The sequence below is a fragment of the Chryseobacterium lathyri genome (assembly GCF_003290185.1).
GTDB classification, from domain to species: Bacteria; Bacteroidota; Bacteroidia; order Flavobacteriales; family Weeksellaceae; genus Chryseobacterium; species Chryseobacterium lathyri.
On sequence record NZ_QNFY01000003.1, the window covers coordinates 304,414 to 325,178 of the forward strand.

Sequence of the window (20,765 nt, forward strand, 5' to 3'; positions counted from 1 at the left end):
ATCAAATGAGAAAAATATTAATCCCGGCTGCTTTGTTGCTGATCAATTTTATGCAGGCACAGCAGTCTACTACCAATGCAACCCTACCTAATATCATCCCGCCTTCCCCTACAGCATATGCACTGGGAAATTATGGGAATGTGCCTGTAGGACTTTTTACAGGATCACCCAATATATCAGTTCCTTTATTTACCTATAAAACAGGAAATATTGATCTGCCTTTAAGTCTTTCCTACTCATCCAACGGGATCAAGGTAGATGAACTTTCTACCAATGTCGGTTTAGGATGGAACCTAAATTTTGGAGGTGTCATTACCAGAATGGTAAGAGACCGGGCAGATGAAGCATCAACCCATATTACAACACCTGAAACGGTTAGCGGAGCTTACACTAACCCGGTAACCAATCAATTTTTGTATACGGTAGGAAATGCCACCGATGCTGTAGATACAGAAGCTGACCTATATTCTTTTAACTTTAATGGTTACTCCGGCAAGTTTTTTTATGATCAGGCTGGGCAGCCACATATTGTAGACCAGCAAGCTATAAAGATCGAAAAAACAGGCCAGGGCTTTACACTGACTGTAGAAAATGGTGAAAAATATTATTTTACCGAAACTGAGTCGACTGTTTATAGAAGTCAAGGAGACGGGCATTCCATACCTTCTGGTGCCGTGACTGCGTGGTATCTTACCAAAATTGCGAATCCAAACGGAGATGAAATTTATTTCAATTACGAAGCTGGTACACTTGCCGAATATACTTCCTCGGAGTCACAGACTTTAAGAGTTTCTGTGGGGTATCCTGGGACACAACCTTCCTGTCAGTCGTCAGGCTATGCCCTTGCTCCATCTACCAGCCCAATAGTTAGCAATACCATGCAGGTGTCCGGAAAAAGAATTACTTCTATCAGTAGTAATAATACAGCTGACGGGTCTGTTACATTTGAATATGAAGCTAATAGTTCTGTCCTTGATGTGGATGGAAATGTAAAAGTAAAAACAATCCGTCTCCTGGGCAGAAACGGGGAAATTGTAGAAAGTACTGGGTTTGATTATCTCAATACTGCTAATAAAAGAAATTTCCTCACCGGCATCACCTTTAAAGATCCCCAGAAAAAATACAGCTTTGAATATGATAACCCGCAGGATTTTCCAGAAAGACTTTCCAAAGCACAGGATCATTGGGGGTATTATAACAAAGCGTATAATGGCAATCTTGTTCCCAGGAATATCCCTGATTACGGGCTGTCAAAAATACCCTATGGAGGTGCAGATAAGGAGCCTAATCCTCTTTATTCAAAACTGGGAATGCTGAAGAAAGTGACTTATCCCACTAAGGGTTATACCGAGCTAGAGTACGAAGGAAATACCTATTGGGGCGAGAAAACCATTATACCTAATCTCTATACTAACTATCTCGAAGTAGAAACCGATACCCAAATTGATGACCAAACTGTTGAACATACCTTTGTTTCAGTAATGGATCAGCCCGTTACAATTAATGCGATGCTAACAGCTAATTCAATATCTCAATGCAGTAGCTTCGCAGGATCCGGACATTTTTCAGGGACAGTACAGATCAACCAGGGAAATATCTACCATTTAACAAGAGATAGCAGGACAATGAATATTTCTTTCAATGCTATTGCCGGAGAAACTTATACCATTAAGTTACATGCTGATTTTATGTGCAGTAATGTATCTGCTAATATATCCTATTTTCAGACTGCTCCACAGACCTTTTTTACCAACCTTGATACCGGAGGGGTAAGGGTAAAATCTACGAAAGACATTGATCCCGCTTCAAACATCCCCGTTTATAAGAGATATTATTATGCTCATAAAGATGATATTAACCATTCCTCGGGGCTTAAAGGCAATAAAACGTATTATACGGATTTGGTTAAATGGGAAACCGTTTGTTACGGTGGTCCTGGATCTGGCACTCCCGGAGCATGTAACGGTATAGTAGAAAACTCTGATATTGTCCTTTCTTCAAGCAGCCTAATGCCATTGTATGATACAGGAACAATGACCTGTCTTTATCCTTTTGTGACTATCAGCGAAGGGGGAGACAACTTTGAAAACGGTGGTGAAATGAAAGAATTTACCGTTCAAAGGGATGATCCCGGTTCCAATATATGGGGTCCCGGGGGCATAAACAGTGGTCCCTGGACCAATAAAGGCTGGAATAACGGTACTGAGCGGAGATCATTAACTTTAAGAAAAAATTCCGGTTCTTCAGTTTTAGATATTATCCAGGAGAAAGAGAATATTTATGAAAAAAATGATGCAGCCACGTTTGAGCTTAAAAATTTTATTGGTAAAAAACTCTATGATCCCGCGTGTGGAAGTTTTTCGCATCCTTATACGTGTACGGCAGCTGATGTAGGCATGCCTAATAACAAATGTACCGGATTAGCAGAAGGAACTTCGGTTAATCTTGCCAGTCTTGGAAATCTCAATATCAATGAATACAGGAATGTTTCTTACTGGCATTATTTAAAATCCCAAAAGACGACAGACTATTTAGAAGGTATTCCGGTAAAGACCGAAACAGAATATTTCTATAATAACCCTGCCCATTATCAGCTAGGCCGCCAGAAGACGACCTTTGCCGATGGAAGAATCAATGAAACCAGCTATAGTTATGCCTATGAAAAAGGCAACCAGCTAATGATCGGTAGAAATATGGTAGGGATTCCTCTGGAAACTGTCACAAGCCAGACTATAGGTACTGCCACAAAAACATTATCAAAAACAGAAACGGTTTATCCGGCATCATTACCTACTTCTGAGACAGGAAACCTGATCCTGCCACAGTTAGTAAAATCATATGATATTCCTAACGGAACAGCCACCTCTGAGCTGAAATATGATAAATATGATACCAATGGAAATATCCTTCAGTACACAGAAAAGACAGGAACCCCTGTTGCAACTGTATGGGGATACGGTAATACTCAGCCTATTGCCCAGATCGAAGGCATATCTTATGATCAGCTTGCAGGTTTAGGACTGATCTCATCCATTGTCACTGCGTCCGATAATGATGCCTCTGATCCAAATACGGAAGCAGCCTTGATCAGTGCTCTTGATGCTTTCAGAAATAACAGTGCGCTTAAAGGATACAGGATCACCACCTTTACTTATGACCTTCTGAAAGGAGTAACCAGTATTACCCCTCCATCCGGGATAAGAGAAGTTTATCTGTATGATACCTACGGAAGACTGAAAGAAGTAAGAGAAAATGATAAAACCGGAAATATCCTTAAAGAATTCAAATACAACTACAAACCATAAAAACACTCTTATGAAAAAATACTTAATAACAAAAATACTACTACTGTATTGGCTTTGTAGCTCGTTAGGGATGTCTTATGCCCAGACAACAGATACAGAGAATTATGTACAGTCCATAAGCTATCTTGATTCTACGAAAGTATCTGACCCATCTAAAAAGAAATCACAAACCGTTCAGTATTTTGATGGGCTGGGCAGACTCAAGCAGACGGTTAATGTCAAAGCATCTCCGTTAGGTAGGGATCTTGTAACTCCTTTTATTTATGACAATATAGGAAGACAGGCAAGGGAATATTTTCCAATTCCTCAGAATTCGTCTACAGGTGGTGCCATGTACCAGCAGGCTTCGGGAGCAGTTCCTTATCCTGTAGCTGACCCGGGGAGCATTTATGCAGGGGAAAAAATCTTCTCTGAAAAACAGTTTGAAAACTCCCCGCTAGACAGAATCCAGCAGTTGACCCAGCCAGGAACCGCATGGAGCACAAAACCTGTTCAGTATGCTGAAGGGACCAACAGGCAGAATGACAATGTAAAGAAATACGAGACGGTTACTTCGTGGGATGCAACCAATAAAATATACATTTCTTCCGTGTCTCAATCTTCATTTTTTACAGAAGGTCAATTGTATAAAAATACTACAACAGATGAGGACGGAAACAAGACCGTAGAATTTAAAAACGGCAGAGGGCAAACCGTATTGTCAAGAAAGGTTTTGAGTGATTCTGAAAATGCAGATACCTACTATGTTTATAATGAATATGAACAGTTGGCCTACATTATACCTCCCGCTGCTGCTATTGCCACACCAGATAATACAGTGCTGGACAACCTTTGCTACCAGTACAGATATGACAGCCGTTACCGTCTGGCAGAAAAAAAGCTTCCGGGAAAAGGCTGGGATTTGATGGTTTATGACAAACAAGACCGCCTGATACTTACCCAGGATGCGGTATTAAGAACAACTATAAACAGTTTTGGAGCAAGAGGCTGGCTATTCACAAAGTATGATCAGTTCGATAGGGTTGTTTATACAGGATTTTTCAGCAATACCGCTACAAGGATAGCGATGCAGACTGCTGTTAATAATATGGCTGCTAACCCAGGGAATAATGAAACAAGAACTGAGACTTCTTTCATGCTGAACAACCTGGTTATCTATTACACAAAAAATGCATTTCCTACCGGAAGCATGACCATTCTTACGGTTAATTATTATGATAGCTATCCAACGAATATACAGGTTGAAATTCCAACGACTATATTAGGACATCCGGTATTAACTCAGCCGGGTCAGGGAAAATCGAAAAATACATCCGGACTTCCTTTGGCCTCATACCTGAAAAATATAGAAGATGGCTCATGGACAATGAATTTCAATTGGTACGATACAAAAGGAAGGGTAATAGGAACTAATTCTATTAATCACCTGGCCGGTTTTACCAATACAAAAACAGAATATGATTTTGCAGGAGTGGTAAAGCAGAAGGTTACCGCTCATAAAAAATCGAGATATGACCAAGGTGAAGTCATAGTAAAGGAAAGGTTTGTATATGATGACCAGAACAGACTGAAGCAGCATTACCATCAGGTAGATGATAAACCTGAACAGCTTTTGGCTGAAAATACCTATGATGAACTTTCGCAGCTTGTCAACAAGAAGGTAGGTGATAATCTACAAAGTATAGATTACGATTACAATATCAGGGGGTGGCTGACTGCCATTAACAAAAACCAGATGGGTCTGCCTGATTTGGGAGGAAAATTGTTTGCTTTTAAAGCAAAATACAACAGCAAAGATGGTATTGAAAATCCTGACTCCGTTTTATTTTCTGGAAAGAATGTAATTCCCAGATACAATGGGAATATAGCCGAAATAGATTGGAGAAGTATAGAAACATTGGGAGCTTATCCTTCCCTTACTCCAAAGAGATACGGTTATGTTTATGACAAATTAGACAGATTAACCGCAGGATATTATCAAAACCCCAACAACCCGAACAGCATAGAAAATACGGAATCATTGACCTATGATTTGAATGGAAACATCACTAATCTGTACAGGACATCCGTAATGGAATATGGAAATACTACCCCAACGGTTATAGATGATCTTGTGTATACCAATGTTGGTAATCAGGCTGTAAAAATTAAGGATAACAAAGCAAATAGTACAGGGTATGAAGGTGCAGCAGGCGGACCAATAGTTTATGACGCCAACGGGAATATTAAAGTTATGCTGGATAAGCAAATTACCAATATCAGCTATAATCACCTGAATCTTCCAGATGTGATGAACATTGGTTCTGACCAGATCACTACGCAGATCAGTACAAAATACCGGGCAGATGGTGTAAAGCTCAGAAAAGAATTTGTTAAAACCACAATAGGTTTTTCGGGAACCGAAACCACCACACAGGTGACAGATTATTTAGATGGATTTCAGTATTTTAAATCTACTTCCAGCAGTACAGGAGGGAATGGTGATCCGGGATCATCAGAATCCTTTTCAAGAGCAATGGAGCCACAAGCTTATTCACTGGATTTGTTCGATGCTATGGATTCATCTGCCAAAATACCCGACCTGCAATTTTTTCCTACGGCTGAGGGCTTTTATGATTATACAAAAAATCAATATATTTACAATTACTCAGATCATTTAGGAAATGTAAGGGTAAGTTTCGCCAGAAACAGCGCAGGCGCTCTGGAAATTGTTGACAGCAATGATTATTATCCTTTCGGGATGAACCACCTGAAAACAGGGAATGCCTATTTCGGAGCGGGCAGTTATAAAAATTACAAGTTCGGGAAAAAGGAGTTACAGGAAACAGGTTTCTATGATTTTGGAAGCCGTATGTATATGAACGACGGGGTACGATGGATGAGCCCAGACCCACTGAGTGAAGAATTTTCAGACTGGTCGCCTTACAGTTATGCGTTAAACAATCCTATAAGATTTACCGATCCTGACGGAAATGCCGCTGTGGATGCAGTAGATGGCGAATGTTGCCAACATTTAAAAGGATTTGCCCTTACAATGATTGACAATGTAGCGGGGTCTAATTTGAGGAATAAGTACGGCTCCAATTCTCAATCCTATAGAAATGGGGTGAGTAACGGACATGGAGCATCTTTAGTATTAGGTGCCCTAATGGCGACAGATGGCATAGGAAGTATTGGAGGAGGAACAGGTGGATTAGCTTTATCTACTGCAGCTTCATCTACTGGTGTAGGTGCTGTGGCAGGAGGACCGGGTGCAGCTGTTAGTAGTGGTTTAATTTTGAAAGGAACAATTGAAGTAGCCGGTGCTGCCGCCATTTTCAAGAACACTCATGATAATATGAAGAGTGACGAAGGCACTGATTCATCAAACTCAAATAAAGGTAGAAGTGGGAAACAAGCAAGATTAAGAGAATTGGCGAATGAACCAAAATTAGGTAAAGCAGATAAAGGATGGCTAAAATCTGATATCAATAAAGTTGCAAAAGGAAAGAGAACGACAGTTAGAAATCCTCCGGGAAAAGATTTAGCACATGAAAGAGGCAGAGAGGCGGCTAAAGGCTATTCTTATAAGTATTCCCACTTGCAAGATAGATCTTTACATAGAAGACAACATAAGTATGATAATGGAGGGAGGAAAAATAAGGAAAGACCGGTGGAAGATGGTAAAAAGAATTAATAAACTATAATATTATGAATAATAAAGAAATTGAAAATGTTTTAAAATTAGAGCCTTTCAAAAGGTACGAATACTTTATTAAGAAAGTTGCTGATTTTGAACAATTATGGACAATTGTTGATGAAGAGGGAGATTATGCCATCTCCGAGGTTGATGATTTTAGTCTCATCCCATTTTGGCCTGCTGAAGAGTTTGTTTCTTTAGATTTGCAAGAAGGTTGGGAAGATTGCAAACCCTTTAAATTAACTTTAGATGATTTGAGAGAAAATATATTTGATATTATTAGTTCTGAAAACTATTTAATAAATGTATTTCCAGTAAATGGAAAATCTGGTTTTGTAGTGGATCTTCAAGAATTTAGTAGAGATTTGAATGAAGAATTAGATAAGATTGAATAAAATAAGAATTAGCGTATCATTTTAAAATGATACGCTAATTCTTAACTAAACACTTATGAGTAATGAATCAAGAAATAAAAGGGCTTATTTATAAGTTTGAAAATTTAGGCATTGCAAATTCTAGTGACGGAGCTTTGTTAATTGGCCATGTACCATTTAAGGGCCCGCAAGCTTGGTTAAACATTATATTTCCGAAATTAAATAATGAAGAAGTAGCTTTGTTGGAGGAAGATTTAAGAACTACCATTCCAAAAGAGTATAAAGATTTTTTAATGAATTTTAGTAATGGTTGCAATATTTTATCTTCTAATTTAAGTCTTTATGGATTAAGAAGACAATTAACTCGTGATCCAAAAGCAAATTCAAGACAGCCATTTTCGATTCTCACACCAAACAAATATGAGAGACCAGAAAATGCTAAAGATAGTTATTTTTTTATTGGAGGATATCAATGGGATGGTTCACTCTTATATATAGACAAGGATACTAATATAGTACATTGTGGTTCACCAGATGATGCTACTTCAAAAGTTCAGTGGGCATCTTTTGAAAAAATGTTATTATCTGAATTGAAGCGTTTATATACTTTCTTTGATGAGGAAGGAAGAGAAATTGATGAAGATGTTTCAACATTACCTTATTGAATACTAAAATGGGAAATAAAATTGAGAACATTTTAAAAATGTCAGAAAAAGAAAGGTATGATTACTTCATTAGAAAAGTGGCAGATTTTGAACAAATTTGGGGGCTTAATGATGAAGGCTGGGCATTACTTGGTGATAATGATGGAAACAGAATACTTCCATTATGGCCAGAAAAAGAATTTGCCGAGTTGTGTGCTGTTGATCAATGGAAAGATCATAAGGCTGAAGTAATAGAATTAGATAATTTTATAGAAAAATGGGTTCCTGGTATGACAAATGACAAAACATTAATCAATGTTTTTCTAACTCCAAATACAAAAGGAACTGTTATATCACCAGATGATCTTAATTCTGATTTACAAGAAGAATTAGAACAATATGAATAGATAAAAATTAGAATCTTATTATCTAATGATATATAACATTTTATAATTGATATTTGAGCCGCCCAATTTCGGACGGCTCTTTTTAATTCTGAATATCTACAAATAGCCTCAAAAAATTACTCCCTTATTAGTCTAGTCTAATAAGGGAGTTTAATTTAGTTCAACCATTATTTTGTATTGTTTGTATGGTTATGATTTTAAAAGAATTCGGATTCTATCCGATAGATAATTAACGAAAAAAATTGTGGGTGGCTAATGTGCCGAAAAATTAAGCTCTATCCGTTCATATTTACCCTCCTCATTCTGCTTTTCAAAATCGTATTGATAACCCTTCAGAAAATTACTGTAACTCTGTTTTAAGAGCCTTAAACCTTCTTTCCATCTTGGATCATTAAAACGGGTTTCATGGCTTAATAAATTCATTACACTGGCATAATCAAGGTCACCTTTTTTATTTTTCACTAAGAACCCGATTAACATTTCAAATAAATCTTTGTCCCTTTTTTTTACAGTATCATACAGGAATGCGTGGATCAGCTCCAGAGCTTTTGTGCTTCTTTCATCCCATGTTGGCTGTGTATCCCGGCGGCGTTTAATCCTGAGCTTTTTATCACTGTGCATTAAAGAGAAGCCCCCTTTTGAATTACTGCGGATTTTTCCGTACTCATTGAGTTTCTCTTGATGCTTTTCCATCTTGGAATGGGTTAATTTCTTAAGCAGATACGATTTACTTTCAACTTCAAGTGCCAGGGCAATTAATTCTCCCATATCACTGTCGCGCTCGGCTTCATATTCCCGTCTTTCTTTTTCCTGCTTATCAGTCTCAAGCTCTATTTTATAATTTAAAACAGCTTCCATTTCCTTCGCAGATAATTCATTAATAGGTTTTTCTAAAAGTTTATTGATATTCATAATTGTGGTTTTAAAGTTGTTTTATTTTAGTTCATTTAGTTCTTCCCTGTAATGTGGAAAGTAGTTCAGATAATTTTCTGTTTCAACCCACAGATCCAGATCCGGATCATGAAAATACTGGAACCGGTCTTCCCCGTAATGCATCACGGGTGGCTCCCAATTTTCATTCTCCACCCATTCATACGCTGCCAAAATTCTTGGTGTTGTAGAATTGGCTTTCTCTTCCATGTATAAATGGATTTTTACACGTTCTCCCCATTTTAAAAACCGGACAAGGCTGTCCAGCTGTAAAACCTTTAGTAATATATTGTTGTTCATTGTATTTCTATTTTGTATTATTTTCTGTTCCCCAATAAAGATTAGCTTTTTCTTCATTGATCATTAGTGTACCTCCCGGACATCTCCCGGAAATAATGGCCTTTAATCCTTCTGCCTGAATAATGATTTTTGCCAGCTTTCTCCATGTTGTTGCCAGCGCATTGTCCGGCAAACCTTTTACCTCGTGACAAACCATTATGATTAATTTGTTGGGATGGTTCTGTTTTAATTCTGATACCATCTTCCTTGTGATCTCGTCCCTGTAAATTGTTGAATTATCTATGAAAATGATCTTAGCACATTTTCGGGAGCTAAAACGAGCCAAAAGGTCTGGCCACGGCTCGTAATCTATGATGTGAAATTTTTTGTCTTTGTCTGATAACCCCGCAAATTTCATGGCGGCAATAATGTCCTTTGATAATCCCTCTTCTGCGGATATATAAAGCACTTTTCCAAATGTGGTAAGGTATTTAGCCAGCATCATGGCAAAAGTTGATTTCCCGTTCTTTTCTCCTCCTCCTAAGTACCAAAAACCGGTGGTTTCCGGTTTTCCAAAAGCTTGAAGCCAAAGTCCAGTAAATTCAAACAGTTTAAACACAATGGAAAACGCTTGTTTTACTGATAGCGCCTTCATTATTCCCTGACTTTTAAAAGTGTTTCTAAATATCTAAGTGATTTGATACGCCCGCCATGTTCCCCTTTCTGCTTTCCTTCAAAAGGATTCGCAACTTTTACCATACATTTTTTAACCACCTCATTCACTTCATTTTTATTTTTCAAATTGATGTAGGCAACGTCCCCGAAAAGCTTTAAGTAAAATTCTTTACGCTCCTCAGGATTTTTAGGAACCAGCGTCACAAAATCATCAGAAAGACGGCTGAATATCTCTGCAAAACCTACCTTGTGATTATTGATGCCTTTCGTAATTTTTGCGCGCAGTCCATCGGCTCCCATTGCATACCACGTACAATTATGCTTAGTGGCATTCATTATTCCTTTTAATTCCAGATAAGCGTTGTATTCAAGGTCCCCAAACTCATCCACGCAGACAAACGGGTTTTCAATGATATTTAAGGCGTATTTTACCGTTTCCAGAATATCATAATACTTTCCGGTGGTATCACAGCCTAAAGAGGCAGCTAACTGTTTTACAAAGCGTATTTTAGTTTGAGACTGAGAACAATCCACGTAAAAAGCATTTTTCATTTTAGAAATAATATCTATGGCGCAGCGTGTTTTCCCGATCCCACAGTCGTCTACCAAAATCATTGATGTTCTGGTCGCCTGACAGAAATTGAAATTGTCTTCTAAGGCGCAGTAGATTTCGGTTCTCACCAATTTCATTTCATAATCGTTCTTTGCCGTTTGGAATTTTGAACCGATATTAAGCCACTGGCCAAATGACAAAATATCTTCCGTTTTTCCATCCTGTAAAGATTTGTAAACGCTCAAATCTATTCCGAGTGATCTGGCATAAGCGGTATCATTCCCCTTGAATTGGTCCCTTCCGCTAAACATAGAAGAAAGGATCTTCTGTTTTTGCTCTGTTGTAATTAAATCTTTTGTAGTCATATTTCTATTGTAATTTTGGTTTTTTTAAAAATTTGAGGCCCAGCTTCTCACGTTTGATGTATCACGGTTGTGGTTGTAAGCAGTTTCCTCAGCCTCGGAGAAAACTTCCTCCGGTGTATTATTGTTAGCCGTGTATCTGTTACGGCCTGCAATCTGGAATTTGTTGTTCAGTGTTTTTTTACGGTGGTCAATAACAAGGACCTGATCAATTTCACGTTTACGCTGGGCCATGAATTTGTTAACCGTATTTGAGTAAGCACTTGCTAACTGGCGATTCAACTCGCCCTGTTCATCTCTTTCATGGATTGATCTTGAATATTCCGGATCTGGAACCAGATCGCAAAGCATAATATCGTCATAATAGATCATCGCTTTTAAAACATTCCCGTCGTTCCCATCAAGCCAGTAAATCGTAAACTCTTTACCTTCGACATATTTCAGAAGCCTTATTAAATCATCGTGGAGTGCAATTTCACCATCCATCCCCAATACAAAAGTTGTATTTCTGAACTTGATAATTCCGGCATTGCAGCTTGACTTTTCAACCTTGCCAATGTGCGGGAGTATAGCTGTCCAGTTGGTTGCCTGTGTGTTTTTGTTCTGCATTTCACAAAATACCTCCCAGCGGGTTTTATCCTTATGAACAGAGTGAGGCATATTGTTCCATGTTTCAATATCGCTGAGTGACTGGTCAACAATCGTATCAAAAGGGATAATAATTTCTTCTTCTCCGCTTTTCTGGTTATCTTCCTTCAGGGCGTGCGGCCTTGCCATCCATCCTAAACGGCTCTTTTCATGCCTATACCTTAATTCCTCAAACTTTCGCTCAATAATTTTTGACCTTGCCCGGTTTTTATAAATGTTCACCCGGTCAAACATTGCCCCATTACGTAAGAAAGTATCCTTAAATCCGCTGTTTAATGAACTCTCGCATTCCAGCCCCAACGGAAGGTTAAAGCCCCATTCTGAGTAGTTTCTGACCATTTGACGATAAAAATCGATGATGATCCCTTTTTTATCCTTTCCCCAAACCCAGCACGTCCACGCTTCCGACCCTACATCAATACCCATATAGAACCATGCACGCTTCCTGTTTTCATTATACATAAATGGAGGTTGCCTGTCGTCAATGGAGATGAGTGTACCTGCTTCCTTAATTTTGGTCAGCTTATGTGCCGGTGTAAATTCTTGCATTAGTTTCTGGCGGTCACCGGAACGCTTGGCAAAGGTTCCAATCTTGTTTTCCCATTTCCCAAGCCATGCGATAATGGAATTGTCTGCCATTTCCCTGAAATTTGGATTAGTACGGTCATATTCTTCTGCGGTATCTTTATTGATAATATCAAGCTCACCGTTTAAAAAAGCCTGATATTGATCAGCAACCTCGGTGCGAGAAGGTTTATAATCCTGTCCTGCGAACATATCATTCAATAAGGCCATCATTTCGTCTGTCATTAATTTCCGGTTCTGGTTTTTCAGTTTACCGGAAATAAGGCTCTCAAAATTGTATCCGTTATCAAAAGAATGAAAGAAAGGTTTCCAGACACGGTCAAACCCTCTTTGAGAGGAAGGTATGGTGTGGGTTCTGTCATATACCTTAGGCAGGAACTCATTAAAGGTGATAATATCTGTTATAATAGAAGGCATTAATCCTCGGCCCGATGTTTTTCTTAATTTTTTCCACTCCGTTAAGCGGGCCTGTCTTAGCCTCTCGGCAGCAATAAGTACACTGGCATTGGTAATGTATTCCTCCTTGAAGCTTTCTTTTAATGGTGATCCGTCCTCAAACCTGAAATCAGTATAATAACGTACAGCAGTGGAATCAAATTCAAAAAATGATAGTAAAGGGTGTCTCATTTTACGGGGATCACCCATGCTGTCTTGTACATTTTTTGAAAGGCTGTCAAAATCAATATACATCTGCCTTCCATTGCCTCCTTTCTGAACTTTTTTGATTCCGTAAGGCAGATTTTTATATCTACTAATTTCGTTTTTAAGTGTACTTAAACAATTGTAATATTTTGGGATAAGCTCGTCTTTCGTAACTACTAATAAATTTCCCCATTCGTGTGGCATAATCTTTTTTTAACTCGTTAATTAATCTATTCTAATCTGTCTGTAAGCTTTTTCTGTAGTCCAGAACAAACCGTTTCCTGTTTTCTTGTATTTTTTCCATTGCTTTCAAGGCTTCCTTTTCGTTACGCTTGTACCTCTTGCGGGCTGCATCAGAAGAGACACTTAATAATTCTCCCAGCAGCTGGTAATCACCATAATTAATTTTCCCTTTTTCTTTATTTTCCATGTCAGAATCAATTTTTTATTCTAAATTTGTTCAAATGTCCTGACAAAGATATACAGAACTTTCTTAATTACAAAATAAAAATGCAAGAAAATACAGAAATTTCGTCACGATTACAGATGATGCTTGATCATTTAGGCGTTAACGCCCCTGAGTTTGCTAAAAAATTAGAGTATAACAGGCCCCAGACCATCTATGATATATTGAACGGTAAAGCAAAACCAAGCTTTGACTTCTTTCACAGGCTTGAGAATTCAGAATATTCTGACACATTCGAATACAAATGGGTTATAGGAGGGAAAGGTGAAATGCTGAAACACAACACTGTCATAATCCCTTTCAATATTAACCGGAAAACAAAAGACGGTATTATTGAAAGTCAGGAAGTTCCGTTTTATGATTTTTCAGCCGTGGCTGGCCTTCAGGAATTATTTGACAGTGGTACTCCACATAAGGTGCTACAAACCATTAAAATTCCGAACCTTCCAAAATGTGACGGAGCCATTAATGTAACCGGTGACAGTATGTATCCGTTGTTAAAGTCTGGGGACATTATCTTATATAAACAGATCACCGTTGACGATATATTTTTTGGTGAAATGTATTTGTTAAGTATTCTGACTAAGGGGCGTGAAGAGTATGTCACTGTCAAATATGTACACAAATCTGATTTGGGAAATGAATATGTAAAGCTTGTCAGCCAAAACCAACACCACCAACCAAGAGACTTTAAAGTAAGCGAAATTTCAGCCATAGCTTTGGTGAAAGCAAGTGTTCGATTCAACACAATGTTTTAAACTGCTGGTATCCAGTAGAGTGAGCTAATGTGCCGATGTCCCTATATATACCTGAATAATTCAAATTGATGCTTTTTAGGTGTTTTTTAGCCCTTATATATGCATGGATCGAACATCAAAAACATAGATTTGCGACCCCAAATGCGACCCCAAATGCGACTCCAAATCAAAAAATAGCATTTTTAGATGTAAAAGAATGGAATACAGAAAATCCGTTGTCTTTTTTTTATTTGTATAATTTTAAAACCTTTTCTAATATCCAGAAACGCTTTATAGCAAGCTTTTTAAGTGAAATGGTAATTTTTCATTTTTAGGGAAATAAGAAGCCCCGAAAAGGGGCTGAATGATAGTTAAAATCTTATTTCGATAGTATTAAAATGGTAATAAATGGTAATTTTCGGCGTTTCGTTTTTTCTTATTTCGAGTTAATGTTATATTAGAAAACCTTTTATTAATAGGCGTTTTGGACCTTTTTTAACTTCTAACTAATTTTGCATTTTCGTTTTAAGGGGAGTAATTTTCTGATAAGTCTTTCCATTTTTCAAGTTTTGGTCCAGTATAAATATTTTCATTGAGAAAATAAGAAGTTTGATCATTGATGTTATCAATAAAAGTCTTTTTTATCTGATACCAGTCTTTCTCAATTAAGAAATATGTTTCCTTATTATATATTATTTCAGAACAAAAATGATTTAACAGTTTATCTTTGGTTAGTAGTTGTTCGTTTTCATCAAGTGTTTCTAGATTTGCAGAATCTATTATTTTTTTAAACTCTTCGAATGTTAACAAACCTCCACATATTTCTACAATTGTTAATATTACTTGTTGTATTTCCCTAATCGTACCATCCAACGAAATTTCTTGTAATTTTCTTTTATAATAAAAGCTTAGTTTTGAGGTAGAAGCTTGAAAATATTTATCAAATTCCTTATTACTTATTTCGATGCTGTAGAAATCCTTGGTATCACAATAATTTTTATATGTTAATTTTATTAAGTCCTCAAACAAGTTTTCTATTAGAATATTTTCTGATTTCGGAACTTTATTAACACTATTTATTTCAACAGTATAATCCTTTGTCAATAAATATTCACATTTTTTTATAATATTTAAAAGCTCTTGGAAAGAAATAGATTTTTTTAATGAAAATGAATTTTTTGCGATGCATATACTATCATTTTTAAGATCTTTTGCTTTGAATCCAAATGTTTTTATTAAACTTTCTTTAGTGAGTAACGCATTTAGTTCATTATATATCTTTCCAAAATTATCATTTTCATATAAATTATAATCATTTCTAAAAAATTTAACTTCTCCTTGAATTCCCCCCGTTAAATTTCTTTCTTTTGTTGATTTTAAAGCCTTATCATCAACCTTTACTATTCTAGCTAAAATTTCTATTCCAAAATCATTTGTTGCAACTTCCTGAACAGTTACATGTGCATATCCTCCTGTAGAAGCAAATATTTTTTTTGTTTTAATATTTTGGAATAAAATAATATAACTTTCCGAAGTTGATTTATTTAAATTTAATATTTCCTGTTCTGCTTCTACAACATTCTTTATAAAATCTTTCCATTTGACATCGCTAGTTGCTTTTTTATAAAATACTTTTATATCAAATGAATCGCTAATATCATTTTTTACCTTTTGCTCTTTAAATTTCCTAGATTTAAAGAATTTAGATAAATATGTAAAGTCTACATCTTTTATTAATACTTTTTTTGTTCTTGGATGTTTTTCTCTTATTTGTTTCTTTAACAAATAAATGCTATTTTGAATTTTTTCTGACATTTGTATGGCTTTAGTTAATTAAGAACCAAATATATAAAAAAGGATTTACTCACACTTACGGGAAACCGTAGTCTCAAACATCCTGCTTACAACCTCCCCAACACCTCCGCACCTCTAAAACATTTGCAAAACAAACCTCCCGACTTCTCCAGTGGTTCCAAACACTATTGTTTACCACTTCCAGAGATCTCCGGAAGTCTCCTACAAGTTGCGGGGGATTTCCGTATAGCTTCGGAGATTTATTTCGAGGGTGTTTGTAAGTAAACAACTTTTTTATATATTTGGTTCTTAATTAACTAAAACACAAACAAATGAAAATTGCACTCACGAAACTGAGTACTAAAGATTTTGCGACTTTGGCTCAGAGAATTATTGCCAATTCCCAAACCGGAAAATATCTGTTATTACCTGAACAGTCCCGGATTGGCAGAGAATACATATAATAAAAAACCCTCTAAAAAGAGGGTTTATATCATTAAGGATTAGAAATTACAGGTTTACATCCACATAAGCAGTCTTCAAGGCCGGACAACTCATCACATACCCCTATTGCGTCACATCTGTAAATGAATCCAATCTTACATCTTGGGGTACCGCTACCTCCATTTACCTGCTTTAACTGTTCTCTCGAAACCTTTTTTAAATTTTTCATAGTAATTGTTTAATTTGTTTGAATTTCAAATATAACAATATTCCCTATGTGAAGATTTATTTTTTTACTTTTTAAGTAAACCTTAACTTTTAGGCCTGATCACAAAAAAAACTCAGCATACCGCCGAGTTTATTTTTTGAACCATTAAGAGGATTTAAGTAATCAAGAGTAGTTAAGAAAACCTCTTTGATGTTTTGTGAAGCCTACTGCTTACTATTCTTAACACCTTAAACCTTCTTAATGGTTCAAAATAGAGTTTAAAGCTTTTATTTTCTATAATTTCTCGTATTCTTTCAGAAAATTATACGTGGCATCTTTTAAAGATTTTTTTAGATTATTCTTTTCGTCTCCGCCACCGCTTTTACGGATTCCTGTGGTTTGTATTTCTTTGTTGTTGCTGATGTTTTTATAGTTCACCACTGTTTTCAGGGTCGCTACAGAAAAACCGAAATGCCAGTTTATTTCCGAAATATCAGCATCGAATACCAGAGCATCTTTATCCGTGATTTCTTCGGAATTTTCAATGAATTTTAGTTTTACATTGGTCTCATTGGCAAGTTCATTCAAAGATAACTGGAAGGTTTCTTTTACGTTGGGCTGAACCACACCGCCCAGTACAGTTCCATGCATTCCCGTAAAGTTGATCAGGGTCTGGCTTTTAGGATTCAGTTTGAAATAGATAGGTTTTTCTGCATAGAAATTTTTGTTCAAACTGTTATTCGTGTAATTGTGGGATGTTCCGCAAGCTGTTAAAGCAATTGTTGCTGCCAATAGTAAAAGAAATCTGAAAATTTTCATGGTTTGTTTTATAAAATTACTGACCAAATATATATAAAAAAGGAAGATAATTATAAACGGCGGAGACCATAATCAAAGAGTTTCCAACCTTTTTCCAAAACAAAGCATCTTTACTATAAAAGATCCCTATGAAAATTACCATACCAAAGCCATGTCATGAAAACTGGGAAACCATGACTCCTGACGAAAAAGGAAGATTTTGCTCCGTTTGTTCCAAGACAGTCCACGATTTTACCAATTCCTCAGATGAAGAGCTTATCGGCGGCCTTACTTCTGGTGATAAGATTTGTGGAAGATTCAGAGATGATCAGCTGGGGCTGAACCTGAATTTTTCAATTACCGGTAAAATTGCATTAGGCCTATTGGGCGTCAGTGGAATTTTGGCAACAGCAAATGCCCAGGAGGTTAAAAATGAAAACATGAAAAGCGTTGATAAGCTGAGAGGGCTTAATATAAATCAGCAGACAGATGATTCCATATACAGGAATAAAACCATCCGTTTGGGAGCGCCGCTTTCAAAACCGGCAGCAAAGCCTATTATCCTGTTTAATAAGAAGAGGATTTCCCAGGCTGAAATGCAGAAGCTAAACCCAGATAAAATTAAAAGGATTAATATTCTCTCAGGAGAAGGAGCCGTAAAGCTTTATGGAAAGGAAGGCGAAAACGGAGTCATTGTTATTGAAGGTAAAAATTGAGAAGTATTCATTTTAAAATATTTCCTTAAAACTCTTACAGGGTGAGTGATAAATAATAGCTGCGGCAATCGAAGATTGCCGGAGCTATTATATGAATCTAAAAAGAAAGTCTTATTTTTTCACCGCTGCAATAGCGGCTTCATAATTAGGTTCATGTGAAATATCATCCACCTGCTCTTCATAAATGATTTTTCCCGAAGGATCAATAACCACTACAGCTCTGCTCAAAAGGCCTTTCATTACAGAATCTGTGATCTCTACTCCATACGTCTTCCCGAAATCTGAACGGAAATCCGAAAGCATCACCACATTCTTGATCCCTTCCGCACCGCAGAATCTTTTCTGGGCAAAAGGAAGATCTTTGGAAATACAAAGAACCACTGTATTCGGAATATTCCCTGCATCTTCATTGAAATGATGTACAGAAGCCGAGCAAACCCCTGTATCAACACTTGGGAAAATATTAAGAATAACATATTTTCCTTTATACGAATCCAGAGTCTGATCTTTCATCGTCACATCCGTAAGCGTAAACTTGGGTGCAGCTTTATTCACTGCAGGTAATTTGGAGTACGTGTGCACAGGCTTTCCTCCCATCAGAACAGTATTCTGGGCGAAACTGAATACTGAGAAAAGGAATACTGTGCTGAAAATTAATCTTGATACCATGAATTTTATTTTTAAACAAAATTATTCTTTTTTTAGTACTCGTTCATTAATTTTAATTCAAATACCCGTCAAATAGAGCAAATCTATCGGCAGCCTATTTTTTTTACCAATTGTAACATCTACCTTTATTCTGTAAAAGGCAATTTTACATTCAAATTATCAAAAAAATAAAATTTATGGATTCAGTAAACAAGCTGTCATTGCAGGATATCTTTAAAAGTGAAAATGAAATTCCTGAAGAATATAAAGTTCCCGAGATCCACCAGAAGGTTTACCTTCTGAACGGAGAACTGGTAGAGTGGAAGGGGGAAGTTCAGAATATCTATTCGCCCGTCTGTATTCCTACAGAAAATGGGTTGGAAAGAAAACTTCTGGGGAGTGTTCCTAATATTGGCCCAAAAGAAGCGATGGATGTCCTTGAAGCTTCCGTTAAAGCCTATGATAATGGTCTGGGAGAATGGCCTACCATGTCTGTGGAAGAAAGAATTAAATGTATGCAGAAATTTGTATACCTGATGATCGAACAGCGGGATCTGGTGATTAAATTACTCATGTGGGAGATCGGGAAAACCTTAGCGGATTCAACCAAAGAATTTGACCGTACTGTAGACTACATCAATCAAACCATTGATGCGCTGAAAGACCTGGATAGAGAATCTTCCCGTTTCCAGGAGGCGGAAGGAACCATAGCACAGATAAGAAGAGCTCCACTAGGGGTGGTTCTGAGCATGGGACCTTTCAATTACCCTTTAAATGAGATTTTCACTACGCTGATTCCGGCTCTCATTATGGGAAATACCATTCTCTTTAAGCTTCCTAAGCATGGGGTTCTTGCTCATTATCCATTATTGAATGCCTTTAAAGAAGCTTTCCCGAAAGGAACGGTCAATACCCTTTACGGAAAAGGTTCGGAAATCATTACCCCGATCATGGAAAGCGGAAAAGTAAATGTTCTGGCCTTTATCGGGTCCAGTAAAGTAGCTAACGGACTAAAGAAGCTGCACCCTAAAGTGAACCGTCTTCGCGCCATTCTCAGCCTTGATGCTAAAAATGCAGCTATTGTTACTAAAAATGCCGATCTGAATGTCGCAGTAAGCGAATGTATCCTGGGAGCATTGTCATTCAACGGGCAACGGTGCACGGCACTGAAGCTTATATTTGTGCAAAAAGAAATAGCCGAAGAATTTACCCGGAAATTAAGTGCCGCTGTTTCTGCACTGAAGCCAGGCCTTCCGTGGGAAAAAGACGTAAAAGTGACTCCGCTGCCGGAAGTTAATAAGCCGCCTTACCTTAAAGAATGTATAGAAGATGCGTTGGCAAAAGGTGCGAAAGTTTTAAATGAAAACGGCGGCTTTACTGAGGAATCTTTTGTTTTTCCTGCAGTGGTTTATCCTGTCAGCAGCGATATGAAGTTGTATCATGAAGAACAGTTCGGACCGGTGATTCCTGTGGTGCCATTTGAAGATATTGAGGAGCCTATAGATTATCAGGTAAATGCCTCTCATGGAATGCAGGTGAGCATTTTCAGTGAAGATCCGCAGGAAGTTTCCAGATTAATTGATCCTTTTGTGAATCTCGTAAGCCGTGTCAACATCAATTGCCAGGCACAGCGTGGGCCGGATGTTTTCCCATTCACAGGAAGAAAAGACAGTGCAGAGGGAACGCTTTCTGTTTTTGATGCGCTCCGCTCATTTTCAATCAGGTCTCTGGTAGCTGCAAAACTGACAGATTCCAATAAAAAATTATTAAATACAATTGTAAGAGAACATGATTCTAACTTTTTAAGCACTGATTACATTTTTTAGACAGTTTTTAATTCTATTTAAATAAAATAATAATCCTCAAGAAAT

Annotated in this window: 19 protein-coding genes; 9 read left to right on the forward strand and 10 right to left on the reverse strand. The window is 37.2% G+C overall.

What is annotated here, in order from left to right:
• The first annotated feature begins 5 nt into the window (after positions 1-5).
• The 5 genes from DRF61_RS05600 (at position 6) to DRF61_RS05620 (ending at position 8,409) form a co-directional block, all read left to right on the forward strand.
• Positions 6-3,305, forward strand: a complete 3,300-nt coding sequence (locus DRF61_RS05600) for a hypothetical protein (protein WP_146897014.1) — start codon at positions 6-8, stop codon at positions 3,303-3,305.
• A 10-nt stretch (positions 3,306-3,315) separates the two neighbouring features.
• Complete coding sequence (locus DRF61_RS05605; RefSeq protein WP_167409398.1) at positions 3,316-6,981, forward strand: DUF6443 domain-containing protein; 3,666 nt, start codon at positions 3,316-3,318, stop codon at positions 6,979-6,981.
• A 14-nt stretch (positions 6,982-6,995) separates the two neighbouring features.
• Positions 6,996-7,379: a DUF2750 domain-containing protein gene (locus DRF61_RS05610; RefSeq protein ID WP_111954901.1), complete on the forward strand. Its 384-nt coding sequence runs from the start codon at positions 6,996-6,998 to the stop codon at positions 7,377-7,379.
• Between the two features lie 62 nt (positions 7,380-7,441).
• Positions 7,442-8,023 (forward strand): SMI1/KNR4 family protein, encoded by a 582-nt coding sequence (locus DRF61_RS05615; protein ID WP_111954903.1) that lies wholly within the window; start codon positions 7,442-7,444, stop codon positions 8,021-8,023.
• A 38-nt stretch (positions 8,024-8,061) separates the two neighbouring features.
• A complete protein-coding gene (locus DRF61_RS05620; protein WP_157963364.1) occupies positions 8,062-8,409 on the forward strand; it encodes a DUF2750 domain-containing protein in 348 nt (115 codons plus the stop codon).
• A gap of 252 nt (positions 8,410-8,661) precedes the next feature.
• On the opposite strand, the gene DRF61_RS05625 is transcribed toward DRF61_RS05620, so the two are convergent.
• From DRF61_RS05625 to DRF61_RS05650, 6 genes are read right to left on the reverse strand one after another with little or no spacing between them, the layout of a single operon-like run.
• A complete protein-coding gene (locus tag DRF61_RS05625) occupies positions 8,662-9,321 on the reverse strand; it encodes a DUF3164 family protein (RefSeq protein ID WP_111954907.1) in 660 nt (219 codons plus the stop codon).
• Between the two features lie 21 nt (positions 9,322-9,342).
• Positions 9,343-9,639 carry a hypothetical protein gene (locus DRF61_RS05630; RefSeq protein ID WP_111954909.1) on the reverse strand — a complete coding sequence of 99 codons (297 nt, stop codon included), beginning with the start codon at positions 9,637-9,639 and terminating at the stop codon, positions 9,343-9,345.
• Positions 9,640-9,646: 7 nt separating this feature from the next.
• Complete coding sequence (locus tag DRF61_RS05635) at positions 9,647-10,273, reverse strand: AAA family ATPase (RefSeq protein ID WP_111954911.1); 627 nt, start codon at positions 10,271-10,273, stop codon at positions 9,647-9,649.
• On the reverse strand, positions 10,273-11,211 hold the full coding sequence (locus DRF61_RS05640) for a TniB family NTP-binding protein (protein WP_111954913.1): 939 nt from the start codon (positions 11,209-11,211) through the stop codon (positions 10,273-10,275). The genes DRF61_RS05635 and DRF61_RS05640 overlap by 1 nt, the downstream gene beginning before the upstream one ends.
• Positions 11,212-11,235: 24 nt before the next feature.
• Positions 11,236-13,287 carry a hypothetical protein gene (locus DRF61_RS05645; protein ID WP_111954915.1) on the reverse strand — a complete coding sequence of 684 codons (2,052 nt, stop codon included), beginning with the start codon at positions 13,285-13,287 and terminating at the stop codon, positions 11,236-11,238.
• Positions 13,288-13,318: 31 nt separating this feature from the next.
• Entirely contained in the window at positions 13,319-13,513 is a 195-nt protein-coding gene (locus tag DRF61_RS05650) for a hypothetical protein (RefSeq protein WP_111954917.1), read from the reverse strand.
• Positions 13,514-13,593: 80 nt separating this feature from the next.
• Between DRF61_RS05650 and DRF61_RS05655 the strand changes: the two genes are divergently transcribed.
• Positions 13,594-14,307: an XRE family transcriptional regulator gene (locus DRF61_RS05655; RefSeq protein ID WP_228452599.1), complete on the forward strand. Its 714-nt coding sequence runs from the start codon at positions 13,594-13,596 to the stop codon at positions 14,305-14,307.
• A gap of 504 nt (positions 14,308-14,811) precedes the next feature.
• Here DRF61_RS05655 and DRF61_RS05665 read toward each other — a convergent pair.
• On the reverse strand, positions 14,812-16,101 hold the full coding sequence (locus DRF61_RS05665; protein ID WP_111954921.1) for a DUF6119 family protein: 1,290 nt from the start codon (positions 16,099-16,101) through the stop codon (positions 14,812-14,814).
• A 311-nt stretch (positions 16,102-16,412) separates the two neighbouring features.
• On the opposite strand from DRF61_RS05665, the gene DRF61_RS23010 reads away from it, so the two are divergent.
• Positions 16,413-16,544 carry a hypothetical protein gene (locus tag DRF61_RS23010; RefSeq protein WP_262510821.1) on the forward strand — a complete coding sequence of 44 codons (132 nt, stop codon included), beginning with the start codon at positions 16,413-16,415 and terminating at the stop codon, positions 16,542-16,544.
• Positions 16,545-16,576: 32 nt separating this feature from the next.
• Here DRF61_RS23010 and DRF61_RS23095 read toward each other — a convergent pair whose 3' ends face one another.
• Positions 16,577-16,753: a bacteriocin-like protein gene (locus DRF61_RS23095; protein ID WP_157963365.1), complete on the reverse strand. Its 177-nt coding sequence runs from the start codon at positions 16,751-16,753 to the stop codon at positions 16,577-16,579.
• A gap of 273 nt (positions 16,754-17,026) precedes the next feature.
• On the reverse strand, positions 17,027-17,551 hold the full coding sequence (locus DRF61_RS05670) for a hypothetical protein (protein WP_111954923.1): 525 nt from the start codon (positions 17,549-17,551) through the stop codon (positions 17,027-17,029).
• A 128-nt stretch (positions 17,552-17,679) separates the two neighbouring features.
• On the opposite strand from DRF61_RS05670, the gene DRF61_RS05675 reads away from it, so the two are divergent.
• Positions 17,680-18,246 carry an HMG-box domain-containing protein gene (locus DRF61_RS05675; RefSeq protein ID WP_111954925.1) on the forward strand — a complete coding sequence of 189 codons (567 nt, stop codon included), beginning with the start codon at positions 17,680-17,682 and terminating at the stop codon, positions 18,244-18,246.
• Positions 18,247-18,357: 111 nt separating this feature from the next.
• On the opposite strand, the gene tpx is transcribed toward DRF61_RS05675, so the two are convergent.
• Complete coding sequence (gene tpx, locus DRF61_RS05680; protein WP_174772306.1) at positions 18,358-18,915, reverse strand: thiol peroxidase; 558 nt, start codon at positions 18,913-18,915, stop codon at positions 18,358-18,360.
• A 176-nt stretch (positions 18,916-19,091) separates the two neighbouring features.
• Between tpx and DRF61_RS05685 the strand changes: the two genes are divergently transcribed.
• Positions 19,092-20,720, forward strand: coding sequence for an NADP-dependent glyceraldehyde-3-phosphate dehydrogenase (locus tag DRF61_RS05685; protein WP_111954927.1), 1,629 nt, complete (start codon positions 19,092-19,094; stop codon positions 20,718-20,720).
• Positions 20,721-20,765: the final 45 nt, after the last annotated feature.

Bases quoted from the DNA above. Each gene is read 5' to 3' on its own strand.
- DRF61_RS05635 (WP_111954911.1), bottom strand. From the start codon at position 10,273: ATGAAGGCGCTATCAGTAAAACAAGCGTTTTCCATTGTGTTTAAACTG.
- DRF61_RS05630 (WP_111954909.1), bottom strand. From the start codon at position 9,639: ATGAACAACAATATATTACTAAAGGTTTTACAGCTGGACAGCCTTGTC.
- DRF61_RS05670 (WP_111954923.1), bottom strand. From the start codon at position 17,551: ATGAAAATTTTCAGATTTCTTTTACTATTGGCAGCAACAATTGCTTTA.
- DRF61_RS05640 (WP_111954913.1), bottom strand. From the start codon at position 11,211: ATGACTACAAAAGATTTAATTACAACAGAGCAAAAACAGAAGATCCTT.
- tpx (WP_174772306.1), bottom strand. From the start codon at position 18,915: ATGGTATCAAGATTAATTTTCAGCACAGTATTCCTTTTCTCAGTATTC.
- DRF61_RS05600 (WP_146897014.1), top strand. From the start codon at position 6: ATGAGAAAAATATTAATCCCGGCTGCTTTGTTGCTGATCAATTTTATG.
- DRF61_RS05645 (WP_111954915.1), bottom strand. From the start codon at position 13,287: ATGCCACACGAATGGGGAAATTTATTAGTAGTTACGAAAGACGAGCTT.
- DRF61_RS05610 (WP_111954901.1), top strand. From the start codon at position 6,996: ATGAATAATAAAGAAATTGAAAATGTTTTAAAATTAGAGCCTTTCAAA.
- DRF61_RS05675 (WP_111954925.1), top strand. From the start codon at position 17,680: ATGAAAATTACCATACCAAAGCCATGTCATGAAAACTGGGAAACCATG.
- DRF61_RS23095 (WP_157963365.1), bottom strand. From the start codon at position 16,753: ATGAAAAATTTAAAAAAGGTTTCGAGAGAACAGTTAAAGCAGGTAAAT.
- DRF61_RS05665 (WP_111954921.1), bottom strand. From the start codon at position 16,101: ATGTCAGAAAAAATTCAAAATAGCATTTATTTGTTAAAGAAACAAATA.
- DRF61_RS05685 (WP_111954927.1), top strand. From the start codon at position 19,092: ATGGATTCAGTAAACAAGCTGTCATTGCAGGATATCTTTAAAAGTGAA.
- DRF61_RS23010 (WP_262510821.1), top strand. From the start codon at position 16,413: ATGAAAATTGCACTCACGAAACTGAGTACTAAAGATTTTGCGACTTTG.
- DRF61_RS05650 (WP_111954917.1), bottom strand. From the start codon at position 13,513: ATGGAAAATAAAGAAAAAGGGAAAATTAATTATGGTGATTACCAGCTG.
- DRF61_RS05615 (WP_111954903.1), top strand. From the start codon at position 7,442: ATGAATCAAGAAATAAAAGGGCTTATTTATAAGTTTGAAAATTTAGGC.
- DRF61_RS05625 (WP_111954907.1), bottom strand. From the start codon at position 9,321: ATGAATATCAATAAACTTTTAGAAAAACCTATTAATGAATTATCTGCG.
- DRF61_RS05620 (WP_157963364.1), top strand. From the start codon at position 8,062: ATGTCAGAAAAAGAAAGGTATGATTACTTCATTAGAAAAGTGGCAGAT.
- DRF61_RS05605 (WP_167409398.1), top strand. From the start codon at position 3,316: ATGAAAAAATACTTAATAACAAAAATACTACTACTGTATTGGCTTTGT.
- DRF61_RS05655 (WP_228452599.1), top strand. From the start codon at position 13,594: ATGCAAGAAAATACAGAAATTTCGTCACGATTACAGATGATGCTTGAT.